Annotated in this window: 12 protein-coding genes and 1 pseudogene; 2 read left to right on the forward strand and 11 right to left on the reverse strand. The window is 51.6% G+C overall.

Going from position 1 to position 18,599, the window contains the following annotated elements; translation table 11 throughout:
* Positions 1–19 precede the first annotated feature (19 nt).
* Complete coding sequence (gene yicI, locus QNH46_RS16990) at positions 20–2,341, reverse strand: alpha-xylosidase (RefSeq protein ID WP_283925318.1); 2,322 nt, start codon at positions 2,339–2,341, stop codon at positions 20–22.
* A gap of 133 nt (positions 2,342–2,474) precedes the next feature.
* Between yicI and QNH46_RS16995 the strand changes: the two genes are divergently transcribed.
* Positions 2,475–3,377 (forward strand): AraC family transcriptional regulator, encoded by a 903-nt coding sequence (locus QNH46_RS16995; protein WP_283925319.1) that lies wholly within the window; start codon positions 2,475–2,477, stop codon positions 3,375–3,377.
* A gap of 1 nt (position 3,378) precedes the next feature.
* On the opposite strand, the gene QNH46_RS17000 is transcribed toward QNH46_RS16995, so the two are convergent.
* The 3 genes from QNH46_RS17000 to QNH46_RS17010 all read right to left on the reverse strand — a co-directional run bounded on the left by QNH46_RS17000 (position 3,379) and on the right by QNH46_RS17010 (position 10,496).
* Positions 3,379–6,210: a glycoside hydrolase family 3 protein gene (locus QNH46_RS17000; RefSeq protein ID WP_283925320.1), complete on the reverse strand. Its 2,832-nt coding sequence runs from the start codon at positions 6,208–6,210 to the stop codon at positions 3,379–3,381.
* A 520-nt stretch (positions 6,211–6,730) separates the two neighbouring features.
* Positions 6,731–8,281, reverse strand: coding sequence for a response regulator transcription factor (locus QNH46_RS17005; protein WP_283925321.1), 1,551 nt, complete (start codon positions 8,279–8,281; stop codon positions 6,731–6,733).
* 238 nt (positions 8,282–8,519) lie between these two features.
* Positions 8,520–10,496, reverse strand: a complete 1,977-nt coding sequence (locus tag QNH46_RS17010; protein ID WP_283925322.1) for a glycoside hydrolase family 127 protein — start codon at positions 10,494–10,496, stop codon at positions 8,520–8,522.
* Between the two features lie 141 nt (positions 10,497–10,637).
* Here QNH46_RS17010 and QNH46_RS17015 point away from each other — a divergent pair, with 141 nt between their 5' ends.
* Entirely contained in the window at positions 10,638–11,543 is a 906-nt protein-coding gene (locus QNH46_RS17015; protein ID WP_283925323.1) for a helix-turn-helix transcriptional regulator, read from the forward strand.
* Positions 11,544–11,587: 44 nt separating this feature from the next.
* Here QNH46_RS17015 and QNH46_RS17020 read toward each other — a convergent pair whose 3' ends face one another.
* From QNH46_RS17020 to QNH46_RS17050, 7 genes and pseudogenes are all read right to left on the reverse strand, one after another.
* Positions 11,588–11,878: a LamG domain-containing protein gene (locus QNH46_RS17020; protein WP_283925324.1), complete on the reverse strand. Its 291-nt coding sequence runs from the start codon at positions 11,876–11,878 to the stop codon at positions 11,588–11,590.
* A gap of 2 nt (positions 11,879–11,880) precedes the next feature.
* A pseudogene (locus tag QNH46_RS17025) lies at positions 11,881–12,630 on the reverse strand (alpha-N-arabinofuranosidase); the annotation flags it as partial.
* Between the two features lie 55 nt (positions 12,631–12,685).
* Complete coding sequence (locus QNH46_RS17030) at positions 12,686–13,654, reverse strand: glycoside hydrolase family 43 protein (protein ID WP_283925325.1); 969 nt, start codon at positions 13,652–13,654, stop codon at positions 12,686–12,688.
* A 47-nt stretch (positions 13,655–13,701) separates the two neighbouring features.
* On the reverse strand, positions 13,702–15,105 hold the full coding sequence (locus QNH46_RS17035) for an arabinan endo-1,5-alpha-L-arabinosidase (RefSeq protein ID WP_283928472.1): 1,404 nt from the start codon (positions 15,103–15,105) through the stop codon (positions 13,702–13,704).
* Between the two features lie 62 nt (positions 15,106–15,167).
* Positions 15,168–16,010: a carbohydrate ABC transporter permease gene (locus tag QNH46_RS17040; protein ID WP_283925326.1), complete on the reverse strand. Its 843-nt coding sequence runs from the start codon at positions 16,008–16,010 to the stop codon at positions 15,168–15,170.
* 27 nt (positions 16,011–16,037) lie between these two features.
* Positions 16,038–16,925 (reverse strand): carbohydrate ABC transporter permease, encoded by an 888-nt coding sequence (locus QNH46_RS17045; protein WP_283925327.1) that lies wholly within the window; start codon positions 16,923–16,925, stop codon positions 16,038–16,040.
* A gap of 125 nt (positions 16,926–17,050) precedes the next feature.
* Positions 17,051–18,436 (reverse strand): ABC transporter substrate-binding protein, encoded by a 1,386-nt coding sequence (locus QNH46_RS17050; protein ID WP_283925328.1) that lies wholly within the window; start codon positions 18,434–18,436, stop codon positions 17,051–17,053.
* Positions 18,437–18,599: the final 163 nt, after the last annotated feature.

Raw genomic sequence — 18,599 nt, forward strand, 5'->3', positions numbered from 1 at the left:
CCACTTGAATCCAACTTGTTTATTTAAGTGTAACTTGAATTTCCGCTTTGCCGCTGAATGCGCCTACTGCGATGCTGCCATCGGCATTCAGCTGGCCGCCTTGCACCGATGCTGCCTGGCCGAAGCCGTGCAGACTGATGTTAAACGGCTTGCCTGCGCCTTCCGCCGTAATGCGGAGCGTAGAGCCTTCGCGCGATACCGCGATTTCCAGCTCGGTTTCGCCCTTCACGTTGCGAACTTTCCGGGATACCTGCGCACCGTCTTCGATTTGATACAATCTGACATCTGCGTCCTGAGCGTAGTCATAATCCGGTTTGACATCGTTCGCGCCCATAACGAGGATGGAGTTCGGACGCACGAAGAGCGGCAGGCTGAAGAAATCGTAATTCTCTTTGCGCCATTTTCCGCCTTCGATCGTTTCGCCCGTCAATAGATGGGTCCAGCTGCCTTCCGGCAAGTAGTAGGCTACGTTGCCTTCCTTGCTGAATACCGGTGCCACCAGCACGGAGTCGCCCAGCATATATTGACGGTCGAGCATTTCACTTGCCGGATCTTCCGGGAACTCCAGGAACATCGCGCGCATCGTCGGCACGCCCTGCTCCGTCGCTTCAACCGCTGTGTCGAACAAGTACGGCATCAGACGGCATTTCAGCTTCGTGAAGAAGCGCGTTACGTCTACCGCCTCATCGTCGTATGCCCATGGAACCCGGTAAGAGCTGCTTCCATGGAGACGGCTGTGGCTGGACAGGAGTCCGAATGCGAGCCAGCGCTTGAACACGTCGGCAGGAGCCGTATTCTCGAATCCGCCAATATCGTGGCTCCAGAAGCCAAAGCCGGATACGCCAAGAGACAATCCGCCTCTCAAGCTCTCAGCCATCGACTCGTAGTCCGCGTAGCAGTCGCCGCCCCAGTGAACCGGGAACTTCTGACCGCCCGCTGTAGCCGAACGGGCAAACAATGCCGCTTCATTTTTGCCAAGCTTCTCTTCCAGCACTTCAAACACAACTTTATTATACAATTGAGTGTAGTAGTTGTGCATTTTCACCGGGTCGGAGCCGTCATGGTAGACGACATCTGTTGGAATCCGCTCGCCGAAGTCGGTCTTGAAGCTGTCCACGCCCATATCTACGAGATCACGCAGATAGCCTGCGAACCATTCGCACGCATCGGGATTCGTGAAGTCAACAAGCGCCATTCCCGGCTGCCACAAATTCCACTGCCATACGTCGCCGTTAGGTCTTTTCACAAGATAGCCATGCTTCTTGCCCTCTTCAAACAGAGCGGAGCGCTGAGCGATATATGGATTGATCCAGACGCAAATTTTAAGCCCCTTCTCTTTAAGACGCTTCAGCATTCCTTCCGGATCCGGGAAAGTGCGCTCGTCCCATTTGAAATCCGTCCAGTGGAATTCGCGCATCCAGAAGCAGTCAAAGTGGAAGACATGCAGCGGCAAATCTCTTTCCGCCATGCCGTCAACAAAGGAGTTGACCGTCGCTTCATCATAGTTCGTTGTAAACGACGTCGTCAGCCACAGCCCGAACGTCCATGCCGGAGGCAGGGAAGGCTTGCCCGTAAGCGCCGTATATTTGTTCAGAACCTCTTTCGGCTCAGGACCGTCGATGACGAAATACTCAAGCGATTCCCCAGGAACGCTGAATTGTACTTTCTTGACCTTCTCGGAAGCTACTTCAAAGGAAACAGCGCCCGGATCATTGACAAATACCCCGTATCCTTTGTTCGTAATATAAAAAGGAATGTTCTTGTAAGCTTGTTCGGAGCTTGTGCCGCCATCTTTATTCCAGATATCCACGACTTGACCGTTCTTGACGAAGGAAGTAAAGCGTTCTCCAAGCCCGTATACCCATTCGCCTACCGTAAGATCCAGTTCTTCGCGCATATATACCGCGCCGCCGTTCTCCTCGACATGAGCCATGGATTTGAACGCGCTGCCGGTAATGCGCTCCGAACCGCGGTAGAAATCAACAGACCATTGCGGCCCCTTGTTCACTCTGACGCTCAAATTACCGCTTTTCAGCTCGGCGTAATCGTCGTTTTCCGTAATTTGGACATGATCGCCGCTGCCGCCTGCGAGTTCGAAATGAGGACCGTGATCCACTGTACCAGCAAAATGCACCAGTTTCACGCCGATGACGCCTGGTAGCGGGGAGTGGAATTGAATCGTCAGCAGTTGGCCGTTGATCGTATTGGCACGACCTTGGATCGGCCTTGTTGAAGCATAGGCTGTCAGCTTATTATCCGCAATCGTAAAATCGTGGGCCTGCACTGCTGTCGACAGTGTAAATCCTTCACGAATCAACCAGTTGCCGTCTGTAAATTTCATCGTTTAGAACCGCCTTTCTAATATCGTTGTAATCTTGCAATAAACCGTCTATACTTGCATTATACTGATAAAAAATAACCCATTCTAACATAATTTAATGAATTTATAACACAATATTGATGAGGTGAGCAGAATGGATCAAGCATTGCGCCGCTCTCTGAAGGAGAGCAAGACTCATGGCGACGAAAGATTGCCATTTGGCACCTACTGGTACCAGTTCGGCCCAGGCGAGCACGTCGTGGACTGCCATTGGCACGAGGAAGCCGAGTTCTTCTACTGCCTGGAGGGAGAGACGCTGTTCCAGGTAGACACCGATTATTTCGTCGTGCGGGCCGGGGAAGCCGTATTTATCGACGGCGGCGATATTCACGCCGCGCATGCCCATGGAGAACAGGGCTGCTCTTTTTTTACGCTCGTATTTGGAACGAATATGCTGTCCAGCGCTTATTATGACGCTGTTCAGGAGAATTTAATTCTCCCGCTGCAGGAAAGAAAAGCCACGTTCCCCCGTCATATATCCGAAAAGCATGATTACGGACAACCCTTGTTGCAGCACCTGGCAGCGATCATGGACAGCTGTGAGGCGAGAGCTCCCGGATATGAGGGTTCTGTCAAAGGGCATCTCTATCTTATGCTCTCGGAATTAGCGGTACGTGGCCAGCTGTGCAACCGTGCGGCTACGACCGGCAATGACTCCTTCAAAATCGAGCGGCTGAAAAAGGTCATCCATTACATTCAGCAGAACTATGGCCAGCAAATCCGGCTCTCCGAATTAGCCGCGCTCATTCCGATGAGCGAAGGACAGCTGTGCCGCTTCTTCAAATCCATGACCCGGCAGACCCCGATGGATTACATCAATTCCTACCGAATCCGGCAAGCCGTCGAGCTGCTTCGGGAGCCTGACCGCAAAATATCCGACATCGCTCTTGAGGTAGGCTATGACAATATCAGCTATTTCATCCGGGTATTCCGGAAGGCGATGAATTGCTCCCCTTCGGAATTCCGCAAAAAATGGTTCGAATCGATCGAAGCTTAAATCAAACGATCCGGAACCAGCTGAGCCGGACCTCGCCCTTCAGCCTCAAATATAGCTGCCGGCGGCCAGAAACTGCTTCGACCGGAACCGATATCGTCGTCCATGCCTGTGGTCCGCCGGTCGGCAGCACCCGGCATTGGGCTGCGGCAGGCCCGTCCGCGGCATCCAGCGCGATTTCGATCTCGCCGCCCCGGATAGCTCCCGATACTCTCGCTTCAAACCGCTGAGCCTCGCTTCCGAACTCCATGTCATGGAAAGCGATCCAGCCTTCTTCAGACTTACAGGCCACGCTTTCGCCGCCCTCGCGGCATTCGTCGATGAAGACGCCCTCGTAGTCGTCATAGTTTACAGCCCTCACCGGGGCTGCGGCCATCCGCGCCGGAATCTGTTCTCCTTCAACCTCCAGGGACGTTTCGAGCATGATATCCCCGGACGAACGACCGACCATCAGCGTATATGTTCCGCGCTCCACACAGTAACGATCCCGGGTTACGTCCCAGAAGGCCAGGTCGGCGCTGTGCAGCTCGAACGTTACTGTAGCCGATGCCCCGGCGGCCAGATGGATGCGCCGGAACCCGCCTAACGTCTTCAATGGGCGTACAACCCGAGAGTGGTTCGCGCGGACATACAGCTGAACGACCTCGTCACCGTCCAGTTGCCCAGCGTTGCGCACATTCACGGATACGGTGACGGACTCATTTTCGGATACTTTAACGGCGCTTAAAGTCAAATCACTGTATGCGAACTCGGTATAACTGAGTCCATGACCAAAAGGAAACAGCGCTTCGCCCTCGAAGTATTGGTAGGTTCTTTTGCCCTTGATGATGTCATAATCCATCATGTCCGGCAGCTCGGAGGCCGATTTGTACCAGGTCATATTCAAACGTCCAGCCGGATTGTAATCTCCGAACAGCACGTCGCCCACCGCATGTCCAAGCTCCTGTCCCCCATGCGATGTAAAGATAATAGAAGGAACATACTCCTTCTCCCAATTGACCGCAAACGGGTAACTGCCGACAATAACGACAACGGTATTCGGATTAGCAGCATGTACGGCCTGAATCATGGCCTGCTGTGATGGCGGCAGCATAATGTCGGCGCGATCCGTCGTTTCCTTTCCGTTGATGAACGGATTGTTGCCGACAAATACAATGGCCGTATCGGCAGATTTCGCCGTATCGACAGCCTCCTTCAGCCCGTCCTGCACGACCTCTACATAAAATCCGCTTACAGCTGCAGCAGCCTGCTCTACTTCGGCGACGACCAGCCGCTTGTTCTCATCCTCGATGATTGCCTTGCCTTCCCAGGATTTCATGACGAGCGCGTCCTTCTCGCCTTTGGCGAAGCTGAACACCTCTTTGACGAACCAGCCGCTGGCCTCCTCCGAGACAGCGGCAATGCCTCCGCCCTGTCCGTGGTCGCGTTCTGTGATGAATTTGCCGTTGCCCAGCGCCCGCAACGTAAGGCTGTCCCAGCCCCAGTCCGTGCATTCGAATACTTCGGCTTGCTCGGCAGATACCGTGTCCGCTCTGAGCTGCCCGTCTTCGGGAGCAACGGAAATATAATTTCCGTTCTCGGCAGAACGAAGACGAACCCGGTTATTTCCCGTAGAAAAATGGACCCGGCTCGTGCCTAACTGCTCCATCACGCCCTGAAGCGGCGTAATTTTGTATGCCGGCGTGCCGCTATACCAGTCGGTATAAGCCTCATTTGCAAGCGGTCCGATCACGGCAACGGAGCCCTGCCCCTTCGGCAGCGGCAGCAGTCCCTCGTTCTTCAGCAGCACGATCGATTCCTGAGCCGCTCTCCGCGACAGGGCCGAGTGCTCCGGCGCGCAAAGCTTCGACTCCGGCACATGGCTGTAAGGATTGCGGTCATCCGGATCGAACTCTCCTAGACGGAAGCGAACCCGAAAGGTGTTGCGCAGCGCATGATCTAAATCGCTCTCTGCCAGAATGCCTTGCTCCAGCGCATCGCGCAGCGCCTGGAATGAAATGTCCTGGTCATCGGTGATGCTGTCGATTCCCGCCTTTACCGAGCCTGCGACCGCCTCGGCATAAGACTGGACATAACCGTGATCCATAACCGTTCCCAGCACGTCCCCGGCATCGCCCACGACAAAGCCGTCCATGCCCCATTCGCCTTTGACAATTTCGTTGACTTCATTGTTCAAGTTGCACGGCGTCCCGTTGATGCCGTTATACGCAGTCATCATTGAGCCAGCGCGACCTTCACGGAATGGCGCTTCAAACGCCTTCAAATAGTACTCGCGCTTATTCCGAGGGTCGATGCTGACCGAAGCGCTGCCACGGTCAATCTCGTTATTGTTCCCATAGAAATGCTTCAAGGTGGCTACCGTCTTATAGTAGAAAGGATGGTCTCCCTGCATTCCCTTAATTAGCTCAGTCGTCAAGCGTCCGGTCAAGCACGGATCTTCCCCATACGCCTCCTCGGTCCGGCCCCAGCGGGGATCGCGCTCCATATCGACCGTCGGCGCCCAGATCGTCAGGCCGTTGATGGCCGGATCACGCTGGTAATACACCCGGGCTTCATCGGCAATGACCGCGCCGATTTCATGCATCAGCTCGGGATTCCACGTGCAGGCAAGGCCCGTATTTTGCGGAAACACAGTCGCTTCGCCAAGCCAGGCTACGCCGTGCGCCCCTTCGGTGCCATGCTTGTATTTTTTTACGCCCAGCCGGGGAATCTCCGCTTGGTATTGACACATTAATTGAATCTTCTCTTCCGTCGTAAATCTCGAGATCAGGTCGTTCACCCGCTCGTTCAGCGGCAAATCGGGATTCTGAAATGGAAACTGGTAATGATTCTCCACGTAAAATGACCTCATTTCTGCATGATTTTCAACCTTGAAAGCGCTTTTGAATTCCGCGCTGCTTCCAGCTATCTTCCCATACTGTCATGATAGCTCGCGTGAAAAGGACTTCATACACGGAAGATTAGTCATGTTTTCATATAATAATCTAAGTTCTTCGTACTACTGAGCAGGCTTTCCGTTCTACCGGATGGATTAGTGGATTTATGGATTGAATGGATTTCATGCATCTAATTACTGTTCAATAAGGCTGTTTCGCAAAATAGCTGTATTTAAAGTAACTAAAACACAGCTTTTCAACCTATCGGGCCATTTTTTAAATACTAACTGCTAGAAATCCAGTTAATGGCGCATTCAGCGATAGACCGTATCCTTTTACTACAGCAAATACAGTTAGCTGCGTGCTCGGAAATTGGACAAAAAAATCTTTCCAGGATGATGCCTGGAAAGATCGGATGGCGCAGCCTAAGCCTGCATTTTTGCGCTTCGCTTTAACGAAGAGCTTGCTGATTCGTTCTGATCACTCACTGCTCGCATGCCGGCGATAAGCGGACGGAGAAGTGCCTACGTACTTTTTGAATTTGGAGTGAAAATAATCGACGTTCGTGTAGCCGACCTTCTCGGCTACCTGATACACCTTAAAACCGGCCTCAAGATAAGATTTCGCCTTCTCGATCCGAACCTTGTCAAGATAGGTATTAAAGTATTCCCCCGTCTCATTCTTGAACAGCTTGCCTAAGTAGGCGCTATTGTAGTTCAGGACGCCCGACAGCGTCTCCAGCTTCAGGTTGTCGCTGAAATTCCGTTCGATCAGATCGAGCATAATTTTGACTTCCCGGTGTTTGGCCTTCTCCCCCAGGTTGCTCATGAGCTGCTGGAAAAAGTAATCGATCTTGTCATAGAGCGCCTGGATGCTGCGCAAATGATATATTTCGGCCAGCATATCCGAGAAGGGCTTGTTATGCTGCTGAAGCTCAGGATGCTGCTGCAGCCCCTTGCCCATAACGGAGGTTAAAATTTCCACGAAACGGCGTTTGATATCCGTCTCGGAATATCCTTCCGCAACCAAGCTGCGCCCAGTCTGCCTAACCAGTGATTTCACGGCTTTCATATTGCCGATATCGACGGCGTAATATATTTGATCCGTTAGAGTTTCGGATGGGAGAACCTCGGAGCAACCCTCTTCATACTCACTATGCGCATCGTCCTGGCATAGCAGCTTCCCATCATCAAGAAAAAAATGCAGCTTGATCAGTTCACGCGCAGCGCTGTAGGAACCGGCTATTTCATTTAACGAACCTGCCTTGGAGCCAAGCGCCACCGTGAATTCTACGCCTGTCTCACCTATGGCATTCCGGATGGAGCGGTATATGCCTTCCCTCTCTATAGCAAGCAGCGGTTCCTTCAGCAGTACGCCGACTTGCCCGTAAAGCTCGAAAACAAGGCCTCGGTCATCTTGCTCGAAGGTCTCGGCCATAGCCCTTCTCAGCAGATAAAGCACCGATTCCGTCAATTCGTCATGCAAAGCGACAAGCAGCACCTGGTAGCAATTCCATATTAGCCCCAGTTCCTCGGCCCGATCCTTCAGCTGGCGGCGGTCATCCGACGTATGCTCCGTATCCGTGAGCAGCATATGAATCAAAGCTTCCCTCGTCCACTCCTTCGTGGCATGCTGCCATTCTTCCGATGCCCGTTCCTCTTCGATCGCCGCCTTGATCCCCCGGAGGTACTCTATTAACTCGTCCTCGTCGACTGGTTTAAGCAAATAACCGTCGGCCCGATGAGCGATGGCCTTCTTGGCATAGTCAAAATCCGCATATCCGCTTAGAATCAGGATATGAAGCAAGGGATCCTGCTCACGAAGGCGCTGAATAAGCTGGAGCCCGTCCATGCCCGGCATTCTAATATCAGCAATAACGAGCCCCGGCCGGCAAATTGCGTACTTCTCCAGCGCTTCGTTTCCATTGGCCGCCGTATCCGCTACCCGGTAACCAAGAGCTTCCCAATCGATAAACGCGCGAAGTCCTTCTCTCAGCTTCGGCTCATCATCCACAATCAGGACGTCAATCATCCAGAACTCCTCCTCCGGATTTATTTATAAACGGTACCAATACAAATAAACTGTCATCTCATATCACAGTTAGAGTTAAGCGCTTTCATTCATCATATACCCGACTCCCGGTTCTTGGCCTACATAATCCTGTGCATTTATTGCACTATTTTGACATTGTGCTGATAAGAAAATAAGGGTTCCAAGCTGTGGATTGCCTGCGGCATGGAACCCTTTCCGAACAAACAGCGCCTTACAGTTAGAACGTCTCCCGAACCCATACGCTCATTTCGCCTTCACCGCGATTCGCCCAGGCGTAATAAGGTATAAATGTCACTTTCGCTTCTTGCAGACCTGGTACGGCCTCCGAGCTGTACAACCCGCCCGGCCACTTGGCGGCATCCTGTCGCAGGCCTTGGGCCGTGATCGCTACGACTCCCCCCAGCAAGCCGTTATCAAATTTCGCCTCCAGCTTGGCGTTGGCCGGCAGTACGATTTCATGCAGGTTCGCGCCGTTATCCGCCTGTTCCAGACAATACACAAGCGGCCCGCGCTGCAGCGCAACTTTGCCCGCATTTCCGCGAACCAGGGGATGGCTGCGCATACGCTCCACCGGCATATCCAGCACCAGCTCTACGAAGTCTCCCTGCTGCCAATTCCGCGAGATATAAACGTAGCCATCCTGAATAACTTGGCCGTTCACCGGATATGGCTCGTTATTGACGGACAGGCGGGCATGTCTGCACCAGCCTGGAATACGCAGCGCGAGAGCGAATTCACCGGGCTTCTGCGGGTTGATTTCGAACCGAATCCGTCCATCCCATGGATAACTGGAGGTTTGCATCACCTGTACCTCGCTGCCTCCAACGTTCAATTTCGCTTCCCCGCCAATATAGAGGTGGGCATAGATGGTACGTTCTTGAACCATATAAATATACTCCCCTAGTGAAGCGAGCAGACGGGCTACGTTTGGCGGACAGCAGGCGCAGCCGAACCACTCCTGTCGCACCGGTTTGATATGGTCGAATTTGTGATTTGCCCCGCGGCAGGCTTTAGGATCAACCTCTAGCGGATTAACGTAGAAGAAATGCTTGCCATCCCGCGACATGCCGGCAACAACCGTGTTGTACAGCGCCCGCTCCAGCACATCGGCATACTCCGCCTGGGGAGCAATCCGCAGCATCCGGTGCGCAAAGAAAATCAGCCCGATGGAAGCGCACGTTTCGGCGTATACGGTATCGTTCGGCAGGTCGTAATCGAACGAGAATGCCTCGCCCTGCGGCATGGAGCCGATCGCTCCAGTAATGTACATCTGCCGGGACACGATGTTGTCCCACAGACGCCGGCAAGCTGCAAGAAGCGATTCGTCCTTCGTCTCGGCCGCCACATCCGCCATGCCCGTCAGCATATAGACCTCGCGGACAGCATGGCCGATTGCTTGCTCCTGCTCCCTGACGGGCGCGTGCGACTGGCTGTATTGCAAATCGATCGCATGATTGATTCCCGTCCAGTGGCTCTCGCCTCCGCGTTCCTTCAGCTGTATTTCATAGAAATTCGGCTTCTGGCCCCGCTGCTCTACAAAATATTGGGCAAGGCGCAAATAGCGCTCATTTCCGGTTGCGTGATAAAGCTTAATGAGGGCCAGCTTGATTTCCTGATGTCCGTCATAACCCTGCAGCTTGCCCGGCTCCGCGCCGAATACGGAGTCGATATGATCTGCAAAGCGGGATACGACGTCCAGCAGCTTTCTTTTTCCCGTCGCCCGGTAATAGGCCACCCCCGCCTCGATCATATGGCCTGCGCAATAGAGCTCATGGCATTCCGCCAAATTGCTCCATCTTCTCCCGGGCTCTTTAAGCGTATAGTAAGTATTAAGATAACCGTCCTCCTGCTGGGCCTTGGCGATGATCTCGATCACTTCGTCCGCCGTGCTCTCCAGCTCGGGATCCGGCCGCGATTCTAATAAATAGGATACAGCCTCCAGCCATTTGGCCACATCGCTGTCCTGAAACACCATGCCGTAAAATTCGCCCTCCTCCAGCCCGGCGGCAATCTTGAAATTGCGGATAGCCCCGCTTGGCTCGGCGGCTTCGATCCGGTCATTCAGTGCATCCCATTGGTAAGGAACTACGACGCTGCGCACCAAATCAATATAATAGCTCCAAAAATCATCTTGGATGTTCACGTGATCAAGCGGCACTCTGTCAACATGCTGAAACGGTATAGATTTACTCATGCTGGAGCCCTCCCTTTTTCGAAATATCATACTGACAATTCTGATTCTATCCGATATATTTAATAATTAACATTGATAGTACCAACCTATTATTTATAATATTTCACACTCATAATCACACGATGGACTAGGAGGATTCCTATGATCAGAGCCACAGAAATCGTCCATTTTCCGGCTCCGCCCGCTCCGTATTACCTGGAATGCGGCTATACCTCATACGCACCGGGAGAAGAGCACCCGAACCGGCAGAACATGGGGAAATTCGATCTCATCCTTATGAAGTCCGGGACGCTGTTCATCGGTGAAGAGCAGCGGAAATGGGTCTTGACGGCCGGGCAATCGCTGCTGCTGCTCCCTGATCGTTATCATTATGCGGTTCAGCCTTGCGAGGAGGATACGACATTTTACTGGGTTCACTTTCATTCCGTATGCGAATGGGCCGAATTCGCTGCCGGCCAGCAGATCGCTCTCCAGTCGGAGCAGCATTATCATGAATTTCTGACTTCTCCCTATGACATCCAGCTGCCAAAAATGTGGGACATGCCTTACCCGGAGAGAGCTTACCAGCTTATGGAGACGCTGCTGCAAACGCCAGGTACGCGCCAATCCAGCGCCTTCTGGACACAGCAGCAGGCGTTCGAGGAACTGCTGCGCATGATGGATTTACGGCAGCTCGAACAGTATACGTCTCCCGCCGTCGCCGTCGCCGAGAAGACCGAGGCCTTCATCCGGAACAACTACCGCACCGAGCTGACGAGCGGGGATATGTCTGCGGCGCTGCACTACCATTACAACTACATTACGCGCTGCATGAAGCAGGTCTACGGGATGACGCCGAACGATTATTTACAGCATTACCGTCTGGAGCAATCCAAGCTGTTGCTGTTGAAAACGGAATGGAAGATCGCGGAAATCGCCAATTACGTCGGCTTTAGGAATACTCCGTATTTTTCCAATCGGTTCGCCGGCAAATACGGCTGTTCCCCACAGCAGTTCCGCAGGCAATTCTCCCATCCCCCCGTCGTCAGAGTCAGAACAAAGAGCTGATCGCATCTACCTGCGGATCAGCTCTTTGCACGCTCTAATCGAATTTATTTATGGGCCAGCGCCGCAGCTTGGTCCGCCGTAATGACCCCCTTGTAAATATGCAGTTCATCGATCATGCCCTTGAACGGCGCATCCCACCAGTTCACGCCCAAGCTAAAGGTGCCTTGGTCATCCAGGAACACATCCGGGAAGCCGGTGCCTGTAAATTTCTCTTCTCCGTTCACGTACACGGTGACATGGCCCTTGTTGACGGTGAAGGCAAAATGCGTCCATTCTCTCGGAACTGTATTCACGCCGGTTCCGGCATCATACCAGTTCGATCCTGCCCATAACATCCTTTGCCCAGCCAGAAGTCCCCCGGAATCGTGTAATAATGCAGGCTTAATCCGTCCATAAGCCAGCCAGCATTCTTCATTAACACTTCCGTCCAGTTATAATCATCCACATTCGCCCCGCCGGCGATTTTATAAATGTTGTTGTCCCGATAATTACGTACATAGGTTTGATAACGGCGGTACAAATCCGCGTAATATTCCGGACGCATATTTCCGCCGCAGCCCCAATTCTCATTCCCCACGCCAAAATATTTCAGCTTCCACGGCTCTTCACGGCCATTCTCTCGTCTCCAGTTCGCCATGGGGGATTCGCCGTCAAAGGTCATATATTCGACCCATTCCGACATCTCCTGTACCGTTCCGCTGCCCACGTTGCCGCAAATATACGGCTCGCATTCCAGCAGCTCGCAGAGCAGCATGAACTCGTGGGTTCCAAAATGATTGTTCTCAACCACACCGCCCCAATGCGTGTTGACCATGCGTTTGCGGCTTTCCCTAGGCCCGACGCCGTCCTTCCAATGGTATTCGTCGGCGAAGCAGCCTCCCGGCCAGCGCAGCACCGGAACCTTGATCTGCTTCAACGCCTGAAGAACGTCATTGCGAATTCCTTTCGTATTGGGAATCGGGGAGTCCTCGCCAACCCAAATCCCCTCGTAAATGCAGCGGCCCAAATGCTCCGAGAAATGGCCTTAAATATTCTTATTAATAATTCCTTTGCGGATGTCCGCGTTAACGATCACGACATTGTTCAAAATGATGCCCTCCAGATGAAAAATAATATTTTCCCCTTACAAGACAAGCAGCAAATTACCGAGTTCGTTGCGCATCCGGCAGCGGTTCCCCGAAGTTCGGCGTTCCGTCTTCATTCCAATGAAAGATTTGGGCGCGCGTATGGCGGTTTGGATCATACAGCGGATCCCCTGTAATCTCTTTGTAATTGCGGGCATGATAGACAATGACGTCCCGGCCGTCCTCTGTAACCGTAAAGCTGTTATGTCCCGGACCATATTGTCCGTTCTCCTCATTCGTCTGGAAGACGGGAACCGGAGATTTGGACCAGGCTTGCGGATCTAGCAGATCGGCATTTTCGTCTGCACACAACAGTCCCATGCAATAATTGTGATCCGTGGCGCTGGCCGAGTAGCTGATGAATATTTTACCGTTGCGCTTTAAGACCGCTGCTCCTTCATTCACCTTGAAGCCAATGATCTCCCAGTCATAATCCGGGGTTGAGATCATCGTCTGCTCTCCTGTCAGCGTCCACGGATTGCTCATTTTGGAAATATACATATTCGAGTTGCCGTCAATTTCAGGATCCTTCTGCGCCCACACATAGTACAGATCCCCCCGGTGCTCGAACACGGTTGCGTCCAGGGCAAAAGATTCCCAGCGGGTGCGAACCTGCCCTTTCTCTACCCAAGTTCCTTCAAGCGGGTTAACTGCACTGTTCTCCAGAACGTACATCCGGTGATCGAACAAGCCGTCCTTCGTCTCCGTTGTTCGTGCAGCGGCGAAGTAGATATACCATTTCCCCTGAATATAATGAATTTCCGGAGCCCAAATGTTGGCGCTAAGCGGCCCGGTGTCATATTTTCTCCAAGCCACAACGGGCTGTGCCTCGCCAAGCCCTTGAATCGTTCGGGCTCTGCGCACCTCAATCCGATCGTACTCCGGAACAGAAGCCGTAAAGTAATAATAGCCGTCACTATGCCGGTAAACCCAAGGATCTGCCCGTTGCTCTACAATTGGATTTTTGAATTCCTGATTCGTCATCATGCTGGTTTCTCCTTTGTGAAATCATTTTGTGTAAATCCAGAGCAGGCTCAGCTCTCTGGTTGGGCCTTTTGCTTGCCCCAGATTGAAACTCCACGCTCATCCAATCCGGTAAATACGAGGGTTTGCCCCCCTTTTTCCCAATCCCATGAAGGAAGCAGCTGCACACTCGCGCTTTTCCCCTCGCCTTCGGCAACATCGTTCCATGTCAAAGTCACCGTTCTCCGTCCATCGAATTTCCAGGTCCCTTGTCCCCGGCTGCCTTCCAGCTTCCCTTTGGGGTGAAGGATAAGCTGATCCGACTCGATCATTCCGTCGATAAACGGATCGATATCAATCCGTTCCCATTCCCCGGCGATCAGTGCCTCCGGTATGTCCTGCTCCTGCTCTCCGGCATATCTCTCCGGCGATACGACGGGCCACCCGTCCTCCGTCCAAAGTATTTTGCGGATATGAAGATATGACCAATGCTTATCTACCTCTCCGCGGGCATGATGTACGATATAATATTCGTCTCCATCCTTGAGAACGGAATTGTGGCCCGGCGCTATCCAGCCCTCGTCTTCGCCGAACTTATAGCCGCCGAGAATTTTAGTGCCAACCTCATACTGCGGCTCGAATCCGGTATCGGTCATTTGCCGCCCGTTATAGTCCACATAAGGCCCGGTAATCGTGTCTGAACGAGCCACACGCACGTTATAATCCTCGAATAAGGAATCATAGGATACGAACAAATAATATTTGTTGAATTTCTCGTTATAGATGATATAAGGCCCTTCAACTGCCCCGTCCTCCGTAATAGGATCGCGTGCAGCTAATCTAGTGCCGAATCCTTCCTCGCCAGGCTTCCCTGTCTCCGGATCAAGTTCAATAATATGAATTCCGCCAAAAAAAGAACCGTACACCATCCACATCCGCCCATCGGCATCCGTAATAATGTTAGGATCGATGGCATTCAGCACATCCTCGCTTCTCGTCTTAAGCACAGCTCCCTGATCCTGCCACGGGCCATCGATGGACTTGGAAGTTGCCATGCCGATCATAGACTGCCTGCTGCCAAACGTGGAAGCCGAATAGTAGAGCCGGTACTCGTCCCCATGCTTCACGACATCGGGAGCCCACAAATTGACTGCCCCGCTCCAAGCCCCAGCCTCTTCCGGAATACCCGGCAGCGCATAGCCGACCCATTGCCAGCGGATAAGATCCTGGGATTTGCGCACCATGACTCCCGGCCGCGGCTCTCCGCCGACTTTGACGTCCGTGGAAAAGATATAATAGCCGTCTTCCGTCTTGATCATGCCGGGATCGTGGGCATTATTGACCGTCCACTTCTCTTCTGCATGAAGAATTGACGTATCGTACATCGCCACTGCGTCTGGCGAATCGGGAAATATCGGATGGGGCGTTCCTTTTCCCGTGCAGCCAACCGCCCCGAGAATCATCCATAGAGACATGCCTGACAGCACCGCCTTTTTTGATAAAAATTTCATTGTCATTCACCGCCCTGCAGACTCGCTTATCCTTTCACTCCAGAAATAGCGACAGACTCGATAATTTGCTTCTGGAACACAAGGAAAATGATCAGCACCGGCAGGAGAGCGATCACGGAAGCCGCCATGATCAGCGGATAGTCCGTCTGGATCGCGTACGTTGCATTAAAGTTCGCTATGACGAGCTGGAGCGTCATTTTTTCCGGCGAATTCAAATAAATGATCGGTGCCAGATAATCATTCCATATGCCCATGAACCACAGGATCAGCTGAGCAGCCACAGCAGGTTTGATTAATGGAAATGTTATGGCCGAGAAAAGCCGGAAATAAGAGCTTCCATCGATTTTTGCCGCTTCAATAATCTCGTTCGGAACGCTGATCAAATACTGCCGCAGGAAGAAAATCATAATAATATTGCCGAATAAGCCAGGAACGATGAGCGGCAGCAGCGTATCGATCCAGCCGATTTTAGAGAACATCATAAATTGCGGAATCATGACTGCGGGATAAGGGATCATCATCGCCGACAGCAGCATGAGAAAAATTTGGTTTTTGCCGGGAAATCTGAGCTTCGCGAACGAAAATGCGGCCAGGCTGGAACTAAACGTACCTACGACCGTAACCGAGACCGCGATAATGACACTGTTCTGGATTCCGCTAAGCAGCGGACCGGCTTCCCATATTTCCAAATACTTGCCCCATTGCGGATGGCTAGGGATCCACACCGGAGGCAAAGCAAATACGTCCAATTTTTGTTTGATCGAAGTAGATAGCATCCATAGCAGGGGCGCAATCATAAAAACGGCCCCGATCGCCAGTATGATGAAGATGATCGTATTTGTCAGTTTGATTCTAGTCGAATGAGACATATTCATATTCTCTCCTTTCCCTCATGCTCAAATATCAAGGGATGATTTCTCGTTCATTTTGAATTGAATCAGGGTCACCATAAATATGAATATGCCCAGAACGACTGCCATGGAGGAGGCATAACCCATTTGCAGGTTGTTGAAAGCCTTCTGCCAAATATAGAACACGACGGAAGCCGATGAATATTCCGGCCCCCCCGTAGAGGTCATAATATTGATTTCCGTGAAAATTTGCGATCCGCCGATAATGTTTGTCACGACGATAAAGAAGGTCACCGGCTTAACCATCGGCCAAGTGATATGGCGGAAGGCCGCGAAGCCGTTGGCTCCATCCAGTTCAGCCGCTTCATAATAGGAGCGGGGAACGCTCTGCAATGCCGCCAAATACAGGAGCATGGTGTAACCAAGGCCTTTCCATACGGTCATCATGATTAGGGCTGGTTTGACCGTATGCTTGTTCATCAGCCAGTTTGGCCCTTTAATGCCGAACAATTCGAGGAATTGGTTTACTAGGCCATAATCGCCGTTAAAAGCCCAGCTCCACATAATCGAAATAGCGGCAAGCGAAGAAATGACCGGAACATAATAAATGACGCGAAACGTCGTCGTTCCGGGTATGCCCCGGTTCAATCCGAGGGCAATCAACAGGGCGAGCACGATCCCGATCGGAATTCCGATCATCATGAAGATCGTATTGAAGCTGGCCTTGAGAAACAGTTCATCCGTAAACAAATCCTTGAAATTGCTTAGGCCGATGAAATCCATCTGCCCCAGGCCGTCCCAGTCGGTAAACGAACCGTAGAACGAATACGCTACAGGAAACAAGGTAAATAGCAAAAAGCCCAGAACCGGGGGAGTCACATACAGCAGCCCGTATATTTTTTCTTTTCGATAGAGATTCGATTTGGTTTTCATGCGGTTCAGTTCACCTCTATTTCGGATGCCAGAATGAAAATGATGCTAGCCCCTTTGTATGATAACCTCAGTGACTAACATCATTTTGCATACTGGATAATTACAATGCTAATGTTGCAGAACGGTTATTTTTTCTTCGATTTTTGTTCCTGTTCAATCGCTTTATCCAACAGCTTTTGCATCTTCGGCTGTTCCTGCTTCACATATTCCGCAGCCGTAATTTTGCCATCCAGGACTGGCTGGATATCCGTAAAGAACAGGTTGTACCATTCGGCATTGTAAGTGTAGTGGCCTGGCAGCACTCTGCCGTATTCTCCTACGATGTCCAGAAACTCCTGTTTGTTGGCCGGTTTCGTTGACGTATCGGCAGCCCATTCCTCCGCCATATCGATCAGGTTCGGAATTTGCACTTTGGCGTTAACCAGCATTTCCATGCCTTCCTTCGATGCGGTCAAATAGTTGACCAGAGCAACCGCCTCTTCGGGGTATTTCGTCTTCTCTGAAACTCCGATTCCAAGCGAACCTATCCAAGTAGCGGACTGGCCTGTCGAACCTGCAGGGTAAGGCATCAGATCATATTCGAAGGGGAGCCCTTCATAAGTACTCATATCCCAAGGTCCTACCGGGAAGAAGGCCAGCTCGCCTTTCATCCAGCGCTGGTAGGTATCCAATGTTTGCGCATCCTCGGCGGAAGGTGTAATTTTATGGACGTTTTGCATGTCTGCAAAGAACTGCAGCGCTTCCGCAAATTTCGGATCATCGATCGTGACTTTGGTTTTTGTCTCGTCAATCCAGTCGGCACCATTACTCCAGACTAATGACTGCAATACCCAGTTTACGTTAAAGCCTGTCCCGTATTGATCGATTTTCCCGTCTCCGTTCGTATCCTTGGTCAGCTTCTTGTTCACTTCGATAAATTCATCCCAGGTCATCGGGACGTCATTGTCCGGCAGCGGGATGCCTTCCTTCTCGAACATCGTCTTGTTATATCCTAAAGCGAACGGTCCAACGTCCTTCGGCATGCCGTAGATATCGCCTTGTCCCGCCACATCGCCGTCATAGCGGTATAAATCAACGCCGTATTTCCAAATGTTATCGAGATGAATATCATCGTTATTATTCAGGTAAGGCGTAAGGTTCATCAAAATTCCGCTGTTCACGTAGGCTTTCAAATCGCCGGATTCAAAATAGAACACGTCAGGCACTTTATTTCCCGTGATGGCCGCTTTCAGCTTCGTGGCATACTGATCTGCTGCGGTAACGACCATTTTCACTTTTACGCCGGGATGATCCGCTTCAAATTTCTTGACGACTTCCGTATAAGCCTTCTGCTCATCGGTACCTCCGCGGTACATAAATGTCAGCTCTTTAGTCTCTGAAGATTTGCCGGCATTCCCGTTGCCATTACCGGCCCCTGCTTCACCGTTCCCTTTGCCTCCACAGCCTGCCAGCACGGTTGAGAGGATGAGAATGAGCGAAACGAGCGTAAACCAACTTTTGTTCTTGACCACCATAAACCCTCCTAATGAATATTGATTTAACATTGCACAAAATAGAAATGTTAAGCCTTCGTATTCTTCAATTATATGTAAAACTATTTCTAAATAATTGAATGAATCCGTTTGCAAATATAAAATAACATATAGAAAGCGGATTGTAAATAATAAAACATAA

This window comes from Paenibacillus woosongensis (assembly GCF_030122845.1).
GTDB classification, from domain to species: domain Bacteria; phylum Bacillota; class Bacilli; order Paenibacillales; family Paenibacillaceae; genus Fontibacillus; species Fontibacillus woosongensis_A.